This window comes from Algoriphagus yeomjeoni (genome assembly GCF_049821175.1).
GTDB classification, from domain to species: Bacteria; Bacteroidota; Bacteroidia; order Cytophagales; family Cyclobacteriaceae; genus Algoriphagus; species Algoriphagus yeomjeoni_A.
Map to the genome: position 1 here is coordinate 4,483,019 of NZ_CP187512.1, position 20,499 is coordinate 4,503,517.

The 20,499-nt window shown below is 39.6% G+C and carries 18 protein-coding genes; 10 read left to right on the top strand and 8 right to left on the bottom strand.

Going from position 1 to position 20,499, the window contains the following annotated elements; translation table 11 throughout:
- Positions 1 to 19: 19 nt before the first annotated feature.
- Entirely contained in the window at positions 20 to 1,039 is a 1,020-nt protein-coding gene (locus ACPUEN_RS18530) for a bifunctional 3-deoxy-7-phosphoheptulonate synthase/chorismate mutase (protein WP_425637403.1), read from the top strand.
- Between the two features lie 99 nt (positions 1,040 to 1,138).
- Here the strand turns inward: ACPUEN_RS18530 and ACPUEN_RS18535 are convergent, their stop codons facing one another.
- Positions 1,139 to 1,654 (bottom strand): nuclear transport factor 2 family protein, encoded by a 516-nt coding sequence (locus tag ACPUEN_RS18535; protein WP_425637404.1) that lies wholly within the window; start codon positions 1,652 to 1,654, stop codon positions 1,139 to 1,141.
- 193 nt (positions 1,655 to 1,847) lie between these two features.
- Between ACPUEN_RS18535 and ACPUEN_RS18540 the strand changes: the two genes are divergently transcribed.
- A complete protein-coding gene (locus ACPUEN_RS18540; RefSeq protein WP_425637405.1) occupies positions 1,848 to 3,794 on the top strand; it encodes a tetratricopeptide repeat-containing sensor histidine kinase in 1,947 nt (648 codons plus the stop codon).
- Positions 3,791 to 4,522 carry a LytR/AlgR family response regulator transcription factor gene (locus tag ACPUEN_RS18545; protein WP_425637406.1) on the top strand — a complete coding sequence of 244 codons (732 nt, stop codon included), beginning with the start codon at positions 3,791 to 3,793 and terminating at the stop codon, positions 4,520 to 4,522. The genes ACPUEN_RS18540 and ACPUEN_RS18545 overlap by 4 nt, the downstream gene beginning before the upstream one ends.
- A gap of 249 nt (positions 4,523 to 4,771) precedes the next feature.
- Here ACPUEN_RS18545 and ACPUEN_RS18550 read toward each other — a convergent pair whose 3' ends face one another.
- The 7 genes from ACPUEN_RS18550 to ACPUEN_RS18580 form a co-directional block, all read right to left on the bottom strand.
- Complete coding sequence (locus ACPUEN_RS18550; protein ID WP_425637407.1) at positions 4,772 to 5,170, bottom strand: nuclear transport factor 2 family protein; 399 nt, start codon at positions 5,168 to 5,170, stop codon at positions 4,772 to 4,774.
- Positions 5,171 to 5,208: 38 nt separating this feature from the next.
- On the bottom strand, positions 5,209 to 5,601 hold the full coding sequence (locus ACPUEN_RS18555; RefSeq protein ID WP_425637409.1) for a RidA family protein: 393 nt from the start codon (positions 5,599 to 5,601) through the stop codon (positions 5,209 to 5,211).
- An 82-nt stretch (positions 5,602 to 5,683) separates the two neighbouring features.
- A complete protein-coding gene (gene ahr / locus ACPUEN_RS18560; protein ID WP_425637410.1) occupies positions 5,684 to 6,688 on the bottom strand; it encodes an NADPH-dependent aldehyde reductase Ahr in 1,005 nt (334 codons plus the stop codon).
- Between the two features lie 104 nt (positions 6,689 to 6,792).
- Entirely contained in the window at positions 6,793 to 7,650 is an 858-nt protein-coding gene (locus tag ACPUEN_RS18565; protein WP_425637411.1) for an SDR family oxidoreductase, read from the bottom strand.
- A gap of 40 nt (positions 7,651 to 7,690) precedes the next feature.
- Complete coding sequence (locus tag ACPUEN_RS18570; protein WP_425637412.1) at positions 7,691 to 9,007, bottom strand: DUF418 domain-containing protein; 1,317 nt, start codon at positions 9,005 to 9,007, stop codon at positions 7,691 to 7,693.
- A 759-nt stretch (positions 9,008 to 9,766) separates the two neighbouring features.
- Positions 9,767 to 11,290, bottom strand: a complete 1,524-nt coding sequence (locus tag ACPUEN_RS18575; protein WP_425637413.1) for a sensor histidine kinase — start codon at positions 11,288 to 11,290, stop codon at positions 9,767 to 9,769.
- A gap of 7 nt (positions 11,291 to 11,297) precedes the next feature.
- The gene (locus ACPUEN_RS18580) at positions 11,298 to 12,035 is read right to left on the bottom strand and encodes a LytR/AlgR family response regulator transcription factor (RefSeq protein ID WP_425637414.1); all 738 of its coding nucleotides are present in this window, start codon (positions 12,033 to 12,035) and stop codon (positions 11,298 to 11,300) included.
- A gap of 395 nt (positions 12,036 to 12,430) precedes the next feature.
- Here ACPUEN_RS18580 and ACPUEN_RS18585 point away from each other — a divergent pair, with 395 nt between their 5' ends.
- The 7 genes from ACPUEN_RS18585 to ACPUEN_RS18615 all read left to right on the top strand — a co-directional run bounded on the left by ACPUEN_RS18585 (position 12,431) and on the right by ACPUEN_RS18615 (position 20,398).
- Positions 12,431 to 13,375: a hypothetical protein gene (locus ACPUEN_RS18585; RefSeq protein ID WP_425637415.1), complete on the top strand. Its 945-nt coding sequence runs from the start codon at positions 12,431 to 12,433 to the stop codon at positions 13,373 to 13,375.
- Positions 13,376 to 13,377: 2 nt separating this feature from the next.
- A complete protein-coding gene (locus ACPUEN_RS18590) occupies positions 13,378 to 13,971 on the top strand; it encodes a hypothetical protein (protein WP_425637416.1) in 594 nt (197 codons plus the stop codon).
- A gap of 51 nt (positions 13,972 to 14,022) precedes the next feature.
- Entirely contained in the window at positions 14,023 to 14,574 is a 552-nt protein-coding gene (locus ACPUEN_RS18595; RefSeq protein WP_425637418.1) for a hypothetical protein, read from the top strand.
- A 310-nt stretch (positions 14,575 to 14,884) separates the two neighbouring features.
- Entirely contained in the window at positions 14,885 to 16,657 is a 1,773-nt protein-coding gene (gene rpsA, locus ACPUEN_RS18600) for a 30S ribosomal protein S1 (RefSeq protein ID WP_425637419.1), read from the top strand.
- A 218-nt stretch (positions 16,658 to 16,875) separates the two neighbouring features.
- Positions 16,876 to 18,012, top strand: a complete 1,137-nt coding sequence (locus tag ACPUEN_RS18605) for a 6-bladed beta-propeller (RefSeq protein WP_425637420.1) — start codon at positions 16,876 to 16,878, stop codon at positions 18,010 to 18,012.
- Between the two features lie 460 nt (positions 18,013 to 18,472).
- Positions 18,473 to 19,069: an outer membrane beta-barrel protein gene (locus ACPUEN_RS18610; protein WP_425637421.1), complete on the top strand. Its 597-nt coding sequence runs from the start codon at positions 18,473 to 18,475 to the stop codon at positions 19,067 to 19,069.
- Positions 19,070 to 19,126: 57 nt separating this feature from the next.
- Positions 19,127 to 20,398: a hypothetical protein gene (locus tag ACPUEN_RS18615; protein ID WP_425637422.1), complete on the top strand. Its 1,272-nt coding sequence runs from the start codon at positions 19,127 to 19,129 to the stop codon at positions 20,396 to 20,398.
- Positions 20,399 to 20,499 lie beyond the last annotated feature (101 nt).

Consider the following 20,499-nt stretch of genomic DNA (forward strand, 5'->3'; position numbering starts at 1 on the left):
TCGTAAATCTCAAATTAATATGATTATTCAGCTACAACCCGATATTTCCTCTTCGCAAAAGGAGAACCTTATTCAAAAAGTCAATGGAATCGGCTATAAAACAACTGAGGTAAAAACTCAACTTGGCGATTACCTTATAGGTATAGGCAAAAAGGAGTTCGATATCCGTAAGATCGGTCAGATGGACGGAATCATAGACATTCATATCGTTTCTGACGAGTACAAATTGGTGTCGAAAAAATGGAAAGCCAAGCCAACTTCCGTGGATTTGGGTGATGGTATTTTCATCAAGGAAGGTGAAATGGCTGTGATCACGGGGCCGTGCTCCATCGAAACTGAAGAGCAAATCCGTGCTGTCGTGGCACACTGCGTGGAAAATGACATCAAGATGATGCGTGGCGGAGTCTTCAAACCTAGATCTAGCCCTTATGCATTTCGAGGTTTGGGACTAGAAGGCTTAAAACTATGGCATCAGATTGCCAGCGAAGCGGGCATCAAGATCGTCACTGAAGTGATGCAGACTTCCCAAATCGAAGAAATGTATCCTTACGTGGATGTTTACCAAGTAGGAGCGAGAAACTCCCAAAACTTCAATTTGCTTGATGAGCTGGGAAAAGTAGATAAGGCGGTAATGATCAAGCGCGGGATTTCAGGTACAATCGAAGAGCTTCTGCAATCTGCGGAATATGTGTTCTCAGGAGGAAATGAAAAACTGATTCTTTGCGAAAGAGGAATACGTACTTATGAAAGGGCATCAAGAAATACCTTGGACCTCAATGCAATTCCGATTTTGAAAGCAAAATCTCATTTGCCAGTTATTGTGGATCCATCTCATGGAATAGGGATCCGAGCCTATGTACCTCAGATGGCCTTAGCGGGAGTAATGTCAGGAGCAGATGGGATTATCTATGAATCGCATGAAGTTCCAGAGAAAGCCTACTCCGATGGTCAGCAGACACTTGACTTTGCGCAAAGTGCAAGGCTTGCAAGCTGGATCCGAGAGAGTTTCGCGATGCGAAAGGGATTTGATTTATTGTAGATCAACCGAGTCAGGTACTTATTAAATAAATATTCCAGGAAGAAAGCTCAATCCTAAATTGAAACTCTTCCTGGAAATAAAAAAATCGCGTTAAGTATCTTATTCAGATGTTTCCATCGCAGCCATTTCGGAGGCTTCTTGCAGTTCCATTAGGGCCATTTGAATTGCAGTATTGTTCCAGTAGCCGTAGGCTTTTACAACTTTTCCATCTACGAATTGATAAGTTAGATGTACCGGGATAACAAATTCCTCTCCTGTTGCCGCTAGTGTGCCTTTCCAAGTTCCCCAGTAATTCACCCAGGTTTCCCCTTCATCTGTCACTACCATTTCTAGATCTTCCTTATCTCTGTCAAAAGAATAAGTCGACAATGGTTCTATAGAGAGTTTTTGTGCAGCAATAGTTTCCGCGACTGTTGCTGGATTTTCTTCGGTGGCGTTAAAGAAAATAGTCGCACCATCCGCATAGTTTGCACTATAGGCATCCCAGTCTCCATTGACATAATGGCCAATTGCAGCTTTAATACTGTCGATCTCCGCTGATTGCTGAGTATACCTTGATTCTGTAGCACATCCAGCAATCGAAAGGAAGAGTAATAGGAATATTGAATTTTTCATTTGACTTGATTTTAGAGTTAAAGATTTGATAAATAGGCTTTCATTAAGAGAAGTTGGATTTTTTTAAGTCATATGAAAAACGGTTTGGTACGAACGTGTAAGGATTCTTCCCTAACTGTATTAAATATTTACCCAGACTTGTTTTATATACAAAAAACTGATTTTCAAATGAATGATTTTCTTACATTTAGAAATGAATAAATTTTTTTTGATCGCCTTATTATTGATTTCTTTCTCAGGATTTGCTCAAATCGAAGTGAGAAATGGATTATTCCTTTACGATGAGGTATTTGTTGAATCAGATGATTTTCAATCTGATTATTTAGAAGAATTAGAAAAAGCACTTTCCGCAATACCTGTTGACTCAGTCCTCAGGTTACAGGTTTTGAACGACCTGGGGTATTATTATCATACTCGAAACTTGAAAATAGCTCTGGGGTATATTGAAATGGGTTTGGAGGAAGCGAGAGGTAAAAATGATCCGTATTGGGAGGGGAAATTATTAGTGTCCCAAGGCGCAATTTTGCTAAGAATGGAGCAATTGGATTTGGCTGAAAAGGCGTTAACAGATGCGATTTCCAAAATCCCAGAAAATGAAAGTTGGTTATTATATACCAATTTGGGCTATGTGTATGAACGGAAAGGCATTCTTGGAGAAGCCTTTGTCTATGCCTCCAAGACACTGGAAATCGGTGAAAAATATGGGGACACAAAAGCCGTAGCTATGGCTTACTCCGATATGAGTAATCTTTTTTGGAAGCAAGGGAAGTTTGATGCGGCCTTAAGCTATGGACTTAAATCACTTGAAATATTTGAAAAAAGAGGGCTGAAAGATCTTGACTATGATTTTACATTCCACTTGGTTGGGCAGTATATGGTGGATTTGGACAGGCCTGAAGAAGCAATTTTATACTTTAATAAATCAGTAGAAATTGGTGAGCGCTACGGTTTCTATAATAACCTAAGCGATACATACATTGCTATGGCCAATCTGCAGGCTAAAATGGGTGAGTTTTCTGAAGCTCAAATATCTGGTCTGAAGGCACTTCGGTATGCGGAATTGCTTGAAAATGAATTTATGATCATGCGGTCCTACATGTCTTTGGGGAAAGTAGGTAATGCGTCTAAAGAATTTGCCAAGGCCGCTGACTATTTAGAAACTAGTATTCTGGAGGCTACAGAGAATTTTGGAGACAAATTCTATTTAAGCCTAGTCTATGAAGAACTGAGCAAGGCTTATGAAGGCCAAGGGAATTTCCAAAAATCTCTAGTAGCATCAAGAAAATCTGATGAATTGAGAAGAGATGTCTTTACTGCTGAGGCTGATAAGCAGGTCGCTCAGCTACAGACTGAAATGGACGTGGCTCAAAAGGAAAATACGATCATGCTTCAGGAGGCTAAACTGAGTAGGCAGCGGATTTTACAGGTTTTTTATCTGACTCTTGCTGGAGTTTTGATCATAATACTTTTTCTACTTTTCAGAGTTTTTCTACGAAAAAAGAAATACAGTACCCTACTTGAAAAGAAGAATGAAGAGAAGGAGTTTCTGTTGAAGGAAATTCATCACCGTGTAAAAAATAATCTTGAGACAATTTCTAGTCTTCTGACTCTTCAAATTGCAAAAATCGGTGATCCCAAATTCAAGCAAATCATGGAAGATACTTATACCAGAGTACAAAGTATGGGGATGATTCACTTGAGCCTGTATAAGGAAGGAAATCTGAAGAAAGTGGAAATGAAGGAGTTTTTTAATGGTTTGGGGAGATTTGTTTTTGATACGTTTGACGTGTCGGATCGGATTCGATTTGAGACTAACATGCCTCCGATTGAATTGGATGTTGATGTCGCTATTCCAATTGGTTTGATTGTAAATGAACTCATTTCTAATTCTCTTAAGTATGCATTTCCAAATCAAAAGTCAGGTCAGATTTGCGTGCAATTGCTGGAAAAAGAAGGGAATCTCTACTTGAAAGTCTCTGACGATGGGATTGGAATTATGGAAGACTCGACAATAAAAGGGACAGGTTTTGGAAGGGAATTAATAAGTCTTCTTACCCGCCAATTAGATGGGAAAATGACCTTAGTAAATGATGAAGGAGCGGCCTTTTCCTTTGAATTCCAACTTAACACAGCAGCATGAGTGCAACACGAATTTTGATAGTAGAAGACGATATGATTATCGCTGCAAATATTAGTCTGCAGCTCTCAAATTTAGGCTATGAAGTCACAGGGATTGAGACAAAAGGAGAGGAGGCAGTTCATCATGCCCTGGAAACTAAGCCAGATCTTATTCTCATGGATATTCATCTGAAAGGAAAGTCCACGGGCATAGATGCAGCCCGTGAGATTCATAGAATTTTAGATATCCCAATTATTTTTTTGACGGCAAATGAAGATGATGCTACTTTCCAGAAAGCCAAAGAAACTCAGCCTTTTGCTTTCATTTCCAAGCCTTTTTCCAAACTAAATTTAGAGCGGACTATTGCTTTGGTGGAGGAAAGAATCAAAGAAAACACATCAAAATATTCATCAGAAGACACGCTCGTAGATGCACAGGAGGATAGGATTTTCATCAGAAATCAAAACAAAATGATTAAGGTGATGCTAGATGACATACTCTGGGTGGAGGCAGAGCGAAACTATTGTAAAATCATCACCTTGCAGCAGTCCTTTTTGATAGTAAGCCCTTTAAACAAGCTCTGTGAAAGAATGGATCAAAAACGATTTGTGCGGATTCATCGATCCTTCATGATCAACTTTTCTAAACTGGATGCTGTCACTGACTCCAGTGTGGAACTGAACCAAAAAATCCTCCCGATTGGCAAGCAATACAAGGAGGATTTATTTCGATTAATGAAGAAGGTGTAAATAGTCTGTGTGCTGGACTAGTAGAATTCAAATGCAGCAGCGCATACCATGTCACTCCTTAGTATGAATTACCATAGAGAATCTGAAATAAAATCAGATTATTCGGTTTATATCAATCCTCCTTTATCATAAAATTGGGACACCGACCTTTTCAGATTTAGGTGAATAACTTCGATTCAAGGAGGTCAAGATTTCCGAGACTGAACTTCTTTAACATGGTGAAGGAGGTATTCAAACAGGTTTTAATACTCAATTTCTTGCATCATTTAATTTTTTAGTGTCTACATACTGTTGAAAAGCCACGATTTTCCCGTCTTTCAATGTCCAGAAATGCGCCACTTGTGCATTATAAGGATGACCGTTTTTGTATTTGGCATCATAGCGGAGGGTTGCTAACACTTTATCATTGAGCATCTCGTGTAGCTCAATATCCTTCAAATTAAAATATTCATGTTCCTGCATTATTCGGCCAAAAACACCATTCAATATGGCGTCAGGTCCAATGTAGGGATTGCCGTCGGAATAAGCGTTTCCTTCGGCTTCGTTCCAAGCTATGCTGGCATCCATACTACCTAAAACTGTCGGGATATCACCCACAGCGAATGCGTTATAAAGTCTATCAATGATAGACATATTCTTGTTTGCCATTTTAATGTTGTTTTGTAAGGTTTATTGTTTTGTGTAGATCACTTATGCACTTCCAATTCAATCTCAATCAGAAATTCCGGCAAGGCCAATCCTTTAACTTCGAGCCAAGTTCCTGTAGGGTAATGATTGGTATAAATCGTGTTGCGGAATTCGGCATGTTCTAAAAATGCAGGCATATCTGTGGTGAATACATTCTCAACTACCACATTTTCAAAGCTGCAATCGTAATTCTTCAAGACTTTCTCCAAGTCAGCATAGCAGTTTTTCATCTGTAGGAGAAAATCACCTACAGCCGTGGGAGCTCCTTCGTCATCCATACTGACCGCACCCGAAACTTTGATGCTATTTCCAATTTTCACAGCATGGCTGTACCCGTAGGCTTTTTCCACTTCAGGCCTGAGGCAGAAGTATTCTGGTTTTTCTGATTTCATGGTTTAGGATTAAAGTTTACGTTTTTATTGCTGAACAAGTGGTCAAATGAATTATTTAGGACTTATTCCCTTATTCTATGAACTAGTTTTTCAATACGATTCGGAATCTGGCTTTTCCTGCTTTTAAATGAGCTATAGCCTCATTTACTTGGGACATAGGGAACTCCTCTGTAATCGGATAAATGTCATGTCGGACACAAAATTCAAGCATTGTACGAGTGAGTGCTGGACTCCCCAGTGGACTTCCTGCAACAGATTTTTCTCCGGTCAATAAGGTAAATGCTGGAATAGCCATAGGTTCCAGCACAGCGCCCACGTTGTGAAACTTTCCTTTTGGAGCCAGAGCCACCAAGTAGGAGTTCCAATCCAAGGTGACATTGGTGGTGTTCAGGATGAAATTGAGGGTTCCTGCGATTTTCTGTAGTTCTTCAGGATTGGTAGAGTCTACTACTTTAGTTGCTCCCATGGCTAGAATAGATTCTTTTTTTGCAGGATTTGAGCTAAAGGCGGTCACTTCACAGCCCCATTTATTGAGGAATTTCAATGCCATATGTCCAAGTCCTCCGATCCCGATTACGCCCACTTTGTCAGTTGCTTTTACTCCAGCTAAAATGATAGGATTGAAGACGGTGATTCCCCCACAAAGCAAAGGTCCTGCTTTTGCCAAATCTATTCCTTCCGGCAGTGGAATAGCCCAAGACCAATGACTTCTCACGTAGTCTGCGAAGCCGCCGTGTCTTCCTCCAATGGTGAATTCAGCTGAAGCGCAGAGATGATGTGAACCGTCCATGCATTCGTGGCATGCCATGCAAGAGCCTGAATACCAGCCAATCCCAACTTTTTCGCCGACTTTTACATTTTTGACTGCATTGCCTGTGGCCATGACTTCACCAATGATTTCATGACCAGGCACTATCGGATAAGCGGTCATTCCCCAATCATTGTCAATCATACTTAGGTCCGAGTGACAGATTCCGCAGTTGATTACTTTTACATCTACCTGTTCTGCCCCTAGTTCTCCCATTTCATAGGAAAATGCTTCAAGTTTTTCCCGAGGGCCAGTGGCCGCATATGCTGATACTTTCATGTTTGAGATAATTTTAAAAATTGGTTATTAAATACAACATGTTTCCTCGGGTTTTGTGATAGTTCAAAAACATCGGTCACCGGTCATCTGGCAACTTGTAGCAACTACCTCCTTGCATCCATTCCAAAATCCCGCTCTACGGCATCGTACCATTCTTTATCCGGAAGGCAATGCCTGTTAATCCATTCTTCATCCGTCATGGATTGCCTCCATTGAATGAAAGGCAGAGCGTCTGGGCCAACGGGATGCCGAAGAATCCAAGAGTCACTACCTGCGAACTCTAGTACTTTTTCTGCTACCAAATTAGCGGGAGTTGGGTTTTTGAGAGATGCAAAGAATAGATCAGCCATCCTCTTAGAGCTTGGATAGATAGATGGATTCACTTCTTCGATCTCATGTGCCATATCGGTGTCAATAATTCCAGGTTCAACTATTCCCACTCGAATACCAAAGGGCTTTACCTCTTGAGCCAGTGCTTCGCTGATTGCCTCCAGCGCAAATTTGCTCGCTGAGTAGCATCCCAAAGGAGAGCTAGTCAGGCGTCCAGAAACCGATGTGACATTAATAATACACCCACTTTGTTGTTCTCTCATAGCCGGAAGGACTGCTTTCATGCAGCGTACAGCCCCAAAAAGATTGGTTTCAAAAACTGCTTTGAATTCGGATAAAGGCATTTCCTCAATAGATCCATTCAAACCTATTCCAGCATTATTGACTAGGATATCAATTGGGCCATTTTCCAGGAGTATTTCATCCATGATAGCCTTCACAGAGATGTCTGAATTGACATTCATCTTGTGCATGCTGACAGGAAGCCCTTCCGCTTTTATTGTTTCAGAGAGTGTAGTCGCTTTTGACGGAGTACGCATGGTGGCAAAGACCTGATATCCTGCTCTGCCAAATGCGATTGCGATTTCCAAACCTATTCCTCTGCTTGATCCTGTGACGAGTACTTTTTTCATGAAAAATCAAATACTTAAGTGTGTTGTCTAACTTTCTATTTCATATAATCTGAGGAGACCTTTTCCGGAGTGCGTGTAATTTTCCATAGCTCAAGTTTCTCCAAAGCCATTCCATGGGTCCATAGTGAAAGTACCTAAGCCATATAGGACTCAGAATAAATTGCAAGACCCAAATGGCTAAAACTACATAGAGTAATTCATAGCGCTCGAACTTTCCGAACATCCCAAAACCTACCCCTGTAAAGACAATCATGCAGATCACCGAATGCATCATGTAATTTGTCAGCGCCATTTTGCCGACGGCGGATAGGCCATTTTTCAGCCAGATGAGAATAGGAGCTTTGCAAAAAAGCATGATCAGTCCCACATGACCCATCGCTAAAAATGCTCTACCCCAGTAATAAGTGATATTCGATTTACTAAATGAAAGCAAGGAGAAGCTGTCATCTATGACCAGCTTCATTTCATAGTAGTTAATGGCAAGACCAATTGCATACCCTATGCCTGCCAAAGTGAAATAGAACCCGACTGATTTTTCAGCTGTAAGTATACCCCATCTGAAAAGAGCTATTCCAATCAGCATCATGCTCAGTACATCCCAAACATCACCTCGATAAGGCCAGTTGACATCGAATTCGTAATTGGTGGGGGCGAGAAAAGCTACTACAGAAAAGTACCCTTTTCGCATTTCTGTATTATGCTCATCTATTGCTTCAGGACTTCTTTTGGCTTCTCTCCTTTCCCAAGATTCATTAGCCGTCTTTAATTCCTTAGGAAGTTCTTCACCTTTTGCCAATAAAGCCTGCGCTTCTTCCACCTTTGCTATCCATTTTTTGTCTTTTTGATAGTCTATGAAGTTCCAAAGAGTCCCAATACTGAAAAGTATCACCGCGGTGATAACCAGATATTTTGGCGCCATCGAGCGAAAAGAATACACCAAAAATCCCATCAAGGCATATTGGTACAAGATCTCGCCAACCCAGAGTAAGAGGTAGCCATGTATTAGTCCAAAAAGCAAAAGCCACATCAGTCGGCGGAAATAAACATCAGCTGCTTTGATCCCTGCACCTTTTTTGAGCAATCGATCCAAGAAAATATACATTCCAACCCCAAAAAGCAGAGAAAATAAGGCCCGCATTGTTCCCTCAAAAAAAAGATTGGTCATCATCCAGGTGTATAGATTCAGACCTGTAGAACCTCCAGATACTGTCGGGTCTTCGTAGGCAAGCGCTAAGCCAAAGCCATTGATGTTCATCAATAATATTCCAAAAAGTACAATCCCGCGCATCACGTCCAAGGAAAGTATGCGATCTGATTGCTTCACAGGAATCAGTTCTTGTGTGAGGGTTTGTTCCATAGTTTGATTTTGCTGCCGAGCGGTCAGTTTTAAATATTCCCGTAGCTTATATAAGCTATTCATTTAGAGGAAGAGCGGGAACTGGTTTAGGACGAATGAGTGGTAAAAATGTCCTAACTGCTTTGTTATTTTTTCCGAGCATTTTCAAGTTGAAATACTTTTTTCTGTGGTAGGTATTTAGTGCGATAAATGATCAGGAGGGATAATTTGATTTACTATAAAACAGCTAACCTATCTTCGAAATTCTTGCTAGATAATCTGCAAAAAGAAAATCAATGCCGTTCGGAATTTTGCAATTCCAAACAGCATTGATAGAAAAATGTAATCACCCTTTATCGAAAAAATAGTCTTAGTGTGTTAGTGGTTTAAAGTCATATCGGTGAAGCGTCAAATTTGCTTCTCTCATATAGCTATATAAAAGATGGAGCTTATTGCTTCTGCAATTTTTGATTCCCTTTGAAGTAATTGAAATTAAAGTGGAAATCGAAACTGATTTGGACGAAGCCTATCTAATTTTGTCCGAATACTAGGAGAGATTTTTCGGGAGAGGATATTTGTAGTGAATAGTGGCTATTTCAAAACTAGATTGTAGCTGTTGAATTAGTTGATTAAAAATGGCTGGCAAACTCACTGTCTAAACCTTTCTTGGACTTCACCTTCAACTCTCCTCCATCAGCTTTCGCAAGATCGTAGGACAGTGAAAATTGCCTACAAACACATGTTTATTGCGGAATCTATTCAAGGCCAAACCAATTAAGGCTAAAATGTTTGCTCTCGAAGCTGAATTGGGATTTTGAGAATAACCTTCACACCGGATTCTGATGGGTTTGTTACTCTTAGGTTTAACAGGGTTACTTCACCTTCTTGAGTGTAATTTTGGGAAAAATGTTTGAGTCGTTCCTGTGAAAGTGTGATTCCTACTGATTCTGAGACATGCAATTTTTTCTTCTGGTTCTGGCTGGAATCGAGGAGTCCTATCCCATTGTCAATTATTTCCAAAGTGAGGGCTTCTTCTGAAAGATTCGCCAACCTAATCTGTAGTTTTTTCTCCTCTTTGCTTGCAGATAGTCCATGCCAAATTGCATTTTCCAAAAAAGGCTGAAGTAATAGGGAAGGGAGTAAAATTTGAGCAGGGTCAATTAGTTCTGAACCAGATATTGAAAATTGGATTTCTTGATCAAATCGAAGATTCTCGATATTCACATAAAGCTTCATTGTATCCAATTCTTCTTTAAGGGTCGATTCTTTCTCCCGAGTGGTGGCCAAAAATTTCCGAATGAGCTTGGCGAATTTATTTAAATAGTAAACTGCTTCCTCAGCTTCATTTTCTATGATGTAGGATTTGATGGAATTGAGCGAATTGAAGATAAAATGAGGGTTCATTTGGCTCCTCAGGGCCAGAAGTTTTAATTCCGCCAGTTCTTTGTCATAGGAAGCTTGCAAGGAATTGATTTTTTCAGCTTCGGCTGCTAGTTCCATAGACTTAAAGCTTTCTTCCAGTTGTTTTTGAACCTCAATGCGGAGTCGATCATTTTCTTGAAGTTGGTCGATCAGCTCTTCTTGAGACTGATTTCGTTCTTCTAAAATCAACTTTTGCTTTTGCCCTAATCCTAGGGAGAAAAGTACGTTTTCTAACCAAAAACCTATATAAAGAACACTATAAGCTGGCTCCACAGAGAACCCTTGCCTGAATAGACTTTGGTGAATCGCCAGCGAAGTCACCGAAAAGACAATCAATAAAACAGAGCCGATAATCATGTAATACTTAAGTGGAGTCTTGACTTTGAAAAATGGAATATAAGTCACCATCCCAAGGATGGAAATCAAGATAGTGAACACATAATATCCTCTCAATAGAACTTCTTGAATTCTTTGATCCACCCATAAATAGTATAGAAAAAGTAATAAACAATAAGCAATGATAACCCAAAGACCGATCATGATCCGCCTGTGCCATTTTGGGAGCTCTTCCTTAATATTCAGAAACCGTAGGGCAAAAAATACATAAATGATGTAGTAGATTTCTGTATGAATCATTGGATAGTCAGTGATCCAAGAAAATTGTCCGCCTAACTCATATAGGAAGCCTCCTTCCATCCACCTATATTGAGATAGTAAGATGAAAAAGGTATATCCGCTGTAGAGTAGGTAGGTGCTATCCTTTTGCTGAAAAAAAAGGATGAAATGATAAACTGTCAGGATAAAAAGTGCACCTAGCGTAAAAACTAAAAACCCATTCTCAAATGGGCAGCAGTAAAAGTATTCTAAGTAGCTTTTTACCAAGGTTTGGTTAATGATTTAAGAGGTGGAGAAGTTCACTCTTTCTTGATCGAGAGACAGGTATTTGAGTTCCGTTCGCAAGCATCAGGCTTGGGCCATCCTGATTGACGAAAGCCTTGATAGCATCCAGCCTAACGATATAAGAATTGTGGACCCGGTAAAACCCTTTGCCCAACTGTTCTTCCAGATCTTTAAAGCGGATGGTAAACAGTTCTTTTTTCAAGTCATTGAAATAAATTTCTGAATAATTTCCGTCTGACTTGCAGTAGAGAATCTCATTCCGATCCAAATACAAGGTTTTGCCTGCCATAGCAAGTGCCAATTTCTTTTCCTCTTTACCCTTCCAATCACTGATCATAGATTTAAGGACAGAGCCAAGTCCGCTTGATTCTTTTTTCACTCTAATCCGATCAATTGCATCTTTGAGGTCATCAGAATCTACCGGCTTCATGAGGTAATCGACCGCATGCTCCCGAAATGCCTTGATCGCATATTGGTCGTAGGCAGAAGTAATGATCAACTCAAAATCTCGAAAATGAAGTTTTTGAAGTAGTTCAAAGCCATTCATTTCGGGCATTTCCACATCTAGAAAAACACAATCAGGCTTTAAATAATTGATCGCAGAAACTGCTTCCCGTGGGTCAGTGAAGCTATCTATGATTTTCACATCTTGGCAGAACTTTTCAACCTCCCAAGTTAAATTCTTGATCGCATTGGATTCGTCGTCTACTATGATAGCATTGATCATTTAGTTAAAGATAAACATTTGAATCTGTACAATTATATCATTGAAAAGCGGTCAATGAAAACTGCAACATTCTATTTTATAATGATTTGAAAAACTAAAAGCTAAGAAATTTTAGTCCTTTCTCATGGAGTTGGCTTTAAAATTTCTTAGTCGGTAGGGATTTTAACTTACTTGGTAAAGAACCCATGAATATTGGTATACCGAAAAAAGCATAAGCTCAATTCCAGATTATAAAGAAATGCGCACCAGCTATGTATTCTTTTCTACCAAGTAAATGCCGTCACTTTTAAATTTTAATAGAAATGGGTAAAATTCTTGTGTCCTCCACCTGACAGTCAGACTATTGGGTGGTGTTTTCAGATTTATCAAGGAAGCTATTTGAACCTTAGTCATTTATGAAAAAATTAGTTCTATTCTGTAGTGTCGTTTTTCTTTTCACTTTTTGCACAAACCGAACCTCTGAGGAAACTACAGCCTCTGAAGCCCCAACCCAAGAGGAACTTTTACAACAAGGCCAAGTGAACGTTCAAACTCAAGGCATGGAGTTTTTGGTTGCAGATACCCTTTACTCAGGCTGGAATGAGTTGATTTATGACAATCAGTCTGCAGAAGTTCATTTTGTGCTTATGGATTATTACCCTGAAGGCAAAACAGTAGAAGATACCAAGAAGGAAGTGCTCCCTCCATTTGATGAGGGAATGAAGAAAATAATAGATGGGCAAATGGATGAGGCAGTGGCTGCTTTTGGAAAATTGCCCGAATGGTTTTTTTCTGTCCAGTACCATGGTGGCACTGGGTTGATCTCTCCCGGGCAGACAGCAAAGAGTACTATTTTTTTGAGCCCGGGACTTTACGTAATGGAATGCTATGTAAAAGCTGCCAATGGGGAATGGCATACTTCCCATGGGATGATCAAGCAGATAATCGTCAGAGATTCTCCTACTTCGAAGATCGCCCCATCACCGAATACATCCATTTCTATTTCTAGTACTGAAGGAATTCAAATGGCAAATCCACCTGGTCTTGGAAGCCAGATTATAGAGGTCAAGTTTCAAGATCAAAAGGTTTACGAGCATTTCGTGGGGCATGATGTGAATCTTGTTCGCTATGAAGATGACGCCTCACTTGACTCTTTACAGTACTGGCTGAGCTGGATGAATCCTGCCGGTCTTCGTACACCTGCACCCGAAGGGTTCACTTTCTTGGGAGGAATGAACAATCTAGGTGAAGGAGGAAAAGGTTACTTCGAAGTGGAGCTGATTCCGGGAAATTATGTCTTGATATCTGAAGTTCCTGAGGCGGAGAAAAAGGGTCTGATCGCAAAATTTCAACTTAACTAGCTATGAAAAAAAGCATTAAAAGTATCGCTTCGGCCTTCATTGGACTGATTCTATTGGTTTCTTGCAGTGGTAAGGAAGCTGCTCAATCGGATGGTTCTATGGATGGAGGGGAAAATCTTGAATCACCTCCTGAGTCGGTCCAAGACAATGCAGAAACTCTTTCCGAGCTAACCCCTCTAACCACAGAGCAATTCAAGGCTTTTTTCCCAGAAACGATTATTGGCTTACCTCAAACTTCTTTTGTAGAAAGTTTTATGCCTGGGATTGGCTCTGGAAGTGCGACTTATAGAACTGCCAACCGAAGTATCCGGATTATGATCATAGACGGAACTGGTGAGAAAGGAGCTGATGCAGTTGGAACCTACAAATTTTCCCACACAAAGGATTACGATGAAAAAGGCTCATGGGGGTATACCAAAACAATCGTCCATGAAGGAGTTAAAATGAAGGAATCCTCGCTTGGAGAGGATAGATTTAATTGGTCCCTTTTTTATAAAGACCGATTTGCAGTAGATATTGATGGTAAAGAAGTTACCAAAGAGGAATTAGATGGAATTATGAAAGATTTGAACCTGACAAGGCTTCCGCCCGACTAGTATTTATTTATTTTTAACTGAAGCTGTTTTAAATACAAATAGATCTCTGTCATGAAAAAATTATACATCCTACTAATCCTTGTCCTTGCCGTAGTAATTATCATATATGCTAATTCCAAAGTTCAAGTCTCTGAGCAAAAGGTAACATCCACAGCACCGGCTTTTTTGTCACAAGATGAAGCTGTCAAGCCAGGTGTGACCTTGACTATGGAAGGAGAAACATATACTTTGGAACAAAAGGATCTCAATCCGCAAACCAACCTGAATTTTGATAATGATGATTTGAAGTTTGCGATATATACAAATGAAGGTCGAGTATCCGTGAACTTCAATCTTACTAAGACTGGAATACTTGGGAAGGGTCCTGTTTCCTATTCAATTCCTGAGGCAAATCAAGAATCAGTAAAAGTAGACCTGAATTTTTTTAATCAAGAAAGAGAGTCCAGCAGGATGAATAAGCGTATAATTTTTCGAAAAGGGGAAATACAAATTGAAAAACTTACTAAAAATCAGCTAGTTTTTACTTTCAAAGGAGAAGGGTCAGGAATGACAGAAAGAGGCGATTTATTTCCAATAGAAGGATCCATAAATATGACTTTTTAGTAATCGATCAAGTATTCAAAAATAAGCTGATCATACCTGAGGATACTTAGTCGCCAGAACATCAATTAATAGCATCAAGAGCCCCACAAGTTACTATCACGAGGTCTTTTTAAGATTTGGTTTTTTAGTATCATGATTTTATCTCTCAGGAACAAATTTCTCAGTAGAAGACCTCCTTTACCAATAATTCCATACCTTTGCAGTCCGTTCGAGTGAATGGAGTGTGTTTGGTTAGTTTAACACATTGATTTACAACTAAAAACGATAGTCCCTTGACCCGTGGACTATTGCTAATCAGGGTTAGTACATTATGTCAAAACAAGAAGATTTTAACTGGGACAACTTCGAAACCAAAGGTTTTGGAGAAGGCTATTCCAAAGCAGAGCGTGAGCAAATGGCTGCAATGTACGAAGGTACATTAGGTGAGATCACTGAGAAAGAAGTTATCACAGGTACTGTAGTAGGTGTGAATGACAAGGATGTTATCATCAACGTGGGCTTTAAGTCTGACGGATTGGTGCCTCTTTCTGAATTCAGAGATCTTGAGTCGATCAAGCCAGGTGATACTGTAGAAGTATTCATCGAAGAGCAGGAAAACGCATTGGGTCAGCTGATCCTTTCCCGTAAGAAAGCGAAGATCGTACGCGCATGGAAAGACATCGAAGATGCTCTTGAATTTGATAACGTGATCGAAGGTTTGGTGAAAAGAAGAACTAAAGGTGGTTTGATCGTAGATATCTACGGTGTAGAAGCATTTTTGCCAGGTTCTCAGATCGACGTGAAGCCTATCAGAGATTTCGATATCTATGTAGGTAAGAAAATGGAAGTGAAAGTGGTGAAAATCAACCACGCAAATGATAACGTAGTGGTATCTCACAAAGTGTTGATCGAGAAAGATCTTGAGAAGCAAAAAGCTGAGATCCTAAACAACCTTGAGAAAGGTCAAGTATTGGAAGGTGTGATCAAGAACATGACCAACTTCGGTGTATTCATCGATCTAGGTGGTGTAGATGGTCTTCTTCACATTACAGATATCTCTTGGGGACGTATCAATCATCCAGAAGAAGTATTGCAACTTGATCAGAAAGTTCAGATTGTGGTTCTTGACTTTGATGATGATAAGAAGAGAATTTCTTTGGGTATGAAGCAGCTTACTGCTCATCCTTGGGATTCTTTGGCGTCTAGCCTTGAAATCGGATCTAGAGTTAAAGGTAAGATCGTAAACGTAGCCGACTACGGTGCGTTCCTTGAGCTTGCTCCAGGTGTTGAAGGTTTGATCCACGTGTCTGAAATGAGCTGGTCTCAGCATTTGAGAAACCCTGCTGACTTCGTGAAAGTTGGTGACGAAATCGAAGCTGTAGTATTGACTCTTGACAAAGACGACAGAAAAATGTCTCTTGGTATCAAGCAATTGACTGAAGATCCATGGACTAAGAACGACATGGGTACTAAGTATGCTGTAGGTTCTAAGCACACAGGTGTGGTAAGAAACTTGACTAACTTCGGTCTATTCCTTGAATTGGAAGAAGGTATCGACGGTTTGGTTCACGTATCTGACCTTTCTTGGACTAAGAAAATCAAGCATCCATCTGAGTTTGTGAAAGTAGGAGATGAGCTAGCAGTAGCTGTACTTGAGCTTGACGTAGACAACAGAAGACTTGCTCTTGGTCATAAGCAATTGGAAGAAAATCCATGGGACACTTTCGAATCTGTATTCCCAATCGGATCAGAGCATAAGTGTACTGTAGTTTCCAAAAATGACAAAGGTGCAGTTCTTGAATTGCCTTACGGTCTTGAAGGATTTGCTACAGTGAAGAACTTGGAAAAAGAAGACGGATCTCAAGTAGAGGTTGGTGAGGCTTTGGATTTCAAAGTAACTGAATTCTCTAAAGATGATAAGAGAATCGTTCTTTCTCACACTGCAATGTTCAGAGAAGAAGCTAAGCCAGCTAAGAAAGAAGCTAAGAAGAAAACTGATTCAGGTTCTGCTTCTACTTCATCTTCAGCTCCAGCTGAGAAGTCAACTCTTGGTGACTTGGACGCTTTGACTCAATTGAAAGAGCAAATGGAAGGCAAAAAGTAAGACGTTAGATTCTAGATATTAGAATCAAGACTTACTTGATATATTGGAAACGCCGGCTGAGAAGTCGGCGTTTTTTTGCTAAAAGGTGAATTTCGGTTTAGAACCAACGGATTATAAATTGGCAATTACAATAATTAATTTACTTTCATTTTTTGGAAAGCTTTTTATTTAATAAACAGAAGAGGGATTATTTCACTAAACAGAACTACTTTATAATTATGAATCAATTAAAACATCTAGTTATACTTTCCCTACTTTTTTTTTCATGTGGTGAAGAAAAAAAGGAAAGCTTATCGGAGAGATCTCATACGGTAATGGCTGAACTGCCAGCTCCGGTAGAAAATTCAGACTTGATTTTTGAGTTTGAAGAAATTATAAGATTGAGAAATTCGTCAGAAGATGTGCTGAGCATAGACAAGGTGGTCGAAAACGAGTCAGGGTTCTTTGTATTAGATAAGAGACAAAACAGACTCTCCCTCTTTGATTATTCAGGGGATTTTATTAGAAGTTTTGGGGAAATGGGTAGTGGACCAGGCGAATATGGAGCAATCTATGATTTCTTCATTATAGGTGACTTGGTTTATATTTTCTCTCCAAGTGACCTTGCTTTGATTACTTATGAAGTAAACTCTGGGGATTTTAAATCAAAATCACAGCTCAAGCTTTTTGCTCAAAGAATTGTTCCAGTTTCAGATCATGAAATCTTAATTTATGTATCAAATAATCCTTCGGACTCAAATTTCAACGTTTATCTTTCCGACTTAAAAGGAAATTTGCTGAAGGAGTATTTTCCATTCGATCCTCTAAGATCAAATTCAATTGTTTCTTATACCGGGTTTCTAGTAAGCGGAGTAGATGGCCAATATTATTGTGAACCATTTGGGGATAGCATTTTTAAGTTTGATTCCTCAGCCAAAAGTTTTGATCAATTATTTGAATTGGGGTTTGTTTCTGGTGAAATCAAATCTGACAGGGAGAATTTTGAAAAATATACTGGAGACTACAATCTTGATCCTCAAAATCGGGTTAGATTTCCTGGAGGAAATTTTTTAATAAACCAAGAATGGATGTTATTGGAGATGACTTTTGACTCAAAAGTGCAATATGTATTGCAAGATTTAAAGGATACTAGTCATTTATATACTCTAAGTAGAGGAGTGAGTAATGAGTTTTGGAGGTTTGTTAGAAATCCTTTGCTTCTAAACTCTAAGAATGAATTGCTTTTCCCAGTAGATCCTGAAACTTTTCACAATTATGATAAAGAAAAGTCATCTCAAATCATGACTGAGATTTTTAACAATAAAGAAACTACTGAAGAGGACAATTTTTATTTAATTAGAATGAAAATCAAATAGATCTCGCGGTTAGAAACTCGTTTTTTAAGTATTGATTTCAATTGCTGGATCGCTCCAATGGTAAATAAAAGGCTATAATTTTCATAATAACCTTAAAAACGCCGACTGAGAAGTCGGCGTTTTTTTTGGACAAACACTGAACCGCTAAGAACGCGAAGGAAGCGCAAAGGGCGCAACTGCTATTGTTTTCCTGCTTCTCAAGAAACTGGATTTTACTTTTTTGTTGGTGAGTTCTTATAAATATCTGTTCCGTAGCAACGTTTGGTGTTGTTTTTACCACATAGATCACAAAGTTCGCGCAGGGTCGCGATTGTCTGGCTTAGCGAAGTTGAAGCCTTATTGATCTAGGAGTTTTTACATTTGTGCTGCTTCTCCAAAAGCTAGATTATTTGATCATTTGTAGCATTTCATTAACACCTTCCGTCTTAACTAAACTAGCTTTGATATTAACTTCGATTATATGAGAAATACACTTTTACTTTCCTTCTTCCTTTTGATCAGTTTTTCGGCTTCGGCCCAATCTTCTTTAGAGGTACGAGGATATTTCGGTTTTTCAGGAGCTATGGCCAACTGGGATACACCTTTAGATGGAGCTAGTTCCGTGGATATCGAGAATGTAAAGGAGGTAGGTGTTTTGCTTTCGAAAAGGATAAATGAGAATTTCTCGCTGGGTGGAGGTTTGAATTATTCTTTTGCGCAAGTGAAATACAGTCCTAATTTCCCGCCATGTGCAAATTGCTTATATGGCTATTCCCATAATCCTGATTTCAGAATGCTTTCCATCCCAGTATATGCAGAATATTCCCTAGGCAAGATCTTTTATGCTGCCGCTGGACCAGTGGTAGATTTTCAGCTTTCTGAAGAAAATAATTTCTCTGACCAAAGTGGAGTTGGCTATTTGGCTGGTCTTGGAGCAAAGTTGGATACTGAGAAGTTTTCCTTTTCTATTTTCCCCAACTACAAAAGGCACAACGTGATTCCATTTGAAAAGGAGGGAAACTACAAACAGATCTTGCAGGAATTGGGAGTGCAATTAGGAGTAGGGTATCAATTTTAATAGTTAGCTCAAACCTCTACCCCATTTAAATCCGTAAAGGGTTTAACTAATTAAATTATGAAGAATATTGCTTTACTCTTTGTCCTGATCCTTGCTTTTTCCTCCTGCCAAAACTTCGATGATCCTATACCGGATGGGAGTTTTTTGGAAACACCTACACTTAGTACCAGACTTGTTGATGAGACTAGTGTAGAGCTCACTTGGTCTTCAGCACAGATTTGTAATATCAACTGCCCTTCCATCGTTCCGGCATCTTTCTATGAAGTATGGACCAAGTCGCTTGTTTCCAGTACTAATTATAAGCTTGTCGAGATTCCAGCAGGGCAGATGTCATATTTAGTTGAGGGTTTAGAGCCTGGCGTGAGACAGGAGTTTTATGTGGTTGCAAAGCGGGCGAATGTGAGTAATGAAACGAACCGCGTGATGGTGGTGCCGAATGAACTTCCTGCTTCCCAAACAGTTTTTGAAAAGGCAAGCTTCGACTACATCACTCATCCGCAAGTTTCTCCTGACGGGACTAAAGTGATCTATACCATTTCAGAAGCGGGATCTAGTATCCAGCCCCAGCAGGTTTTTGTTTTTGATCTCAATAGTAAGTCTGAAAAGTTAATTTCTGAGAAAGGTCAATATCCATCCTGGTCTGCAAGTGGCGAGAGTCTGATTTTTGTTGTTGGGGATCAAAATACTTCTGCTTTAAGGGAATATACAGTGGCTTCAGGCGAGTCGAAAGAAATTATCAGTGATTCATTTCAAAGTTACTTCCCGGTTTTTGGCGTCAGAGATACAACCTTGATCTATTTTCTGGATAGCCTAGATGAGGGGGACCAAAGCATTATTTTATTCAATTTAGATGAGGAGGCTACGAATCCAAAGAGAATACTTCGTGATGTAGATGACATTGAGAATATTCAGATGCCGATTTTAGGGATGACTTATTCTACAGAAGAAAACAACGTTGCCTACAGCGTGACCTTTGCAAAAGACACTCCTGTTGGCTTTTCTTATGATGTAGTAGGTTTTGCCGTGAATAGTCCCACATCTTTCAGGAGTTTTGTGGTATCTGACTGGAATGATAGTAATCCATTTTTTTCTCCAACAAACTCTGATCTCTTGGCATTTGTCTCTGACCGTAGCGGGTCTAATCAGATTTGGATTCGCAATACAATTACCGGGCAGCTTTACCAAGTGACTGACCTCCAGGAAAGTGAACGTATCAATGTCGGAATAGTAGGGTTAAGCTGGAGCGAAGAAAAGTTGTATTTAAATATTCAAGAGGCTTCAGGAGTCACCCAACTTGTAAGTATTGATGTTTCTTCTTTATTGAATTAAAAGGCGTTTTTCTTAACATTTTTTAAACCAAATAACACACAAAGAAAGCACAACCCGTGCTGCTATCATCCTTGAGGTTTGTGCCGGTTGAGACCAAGACT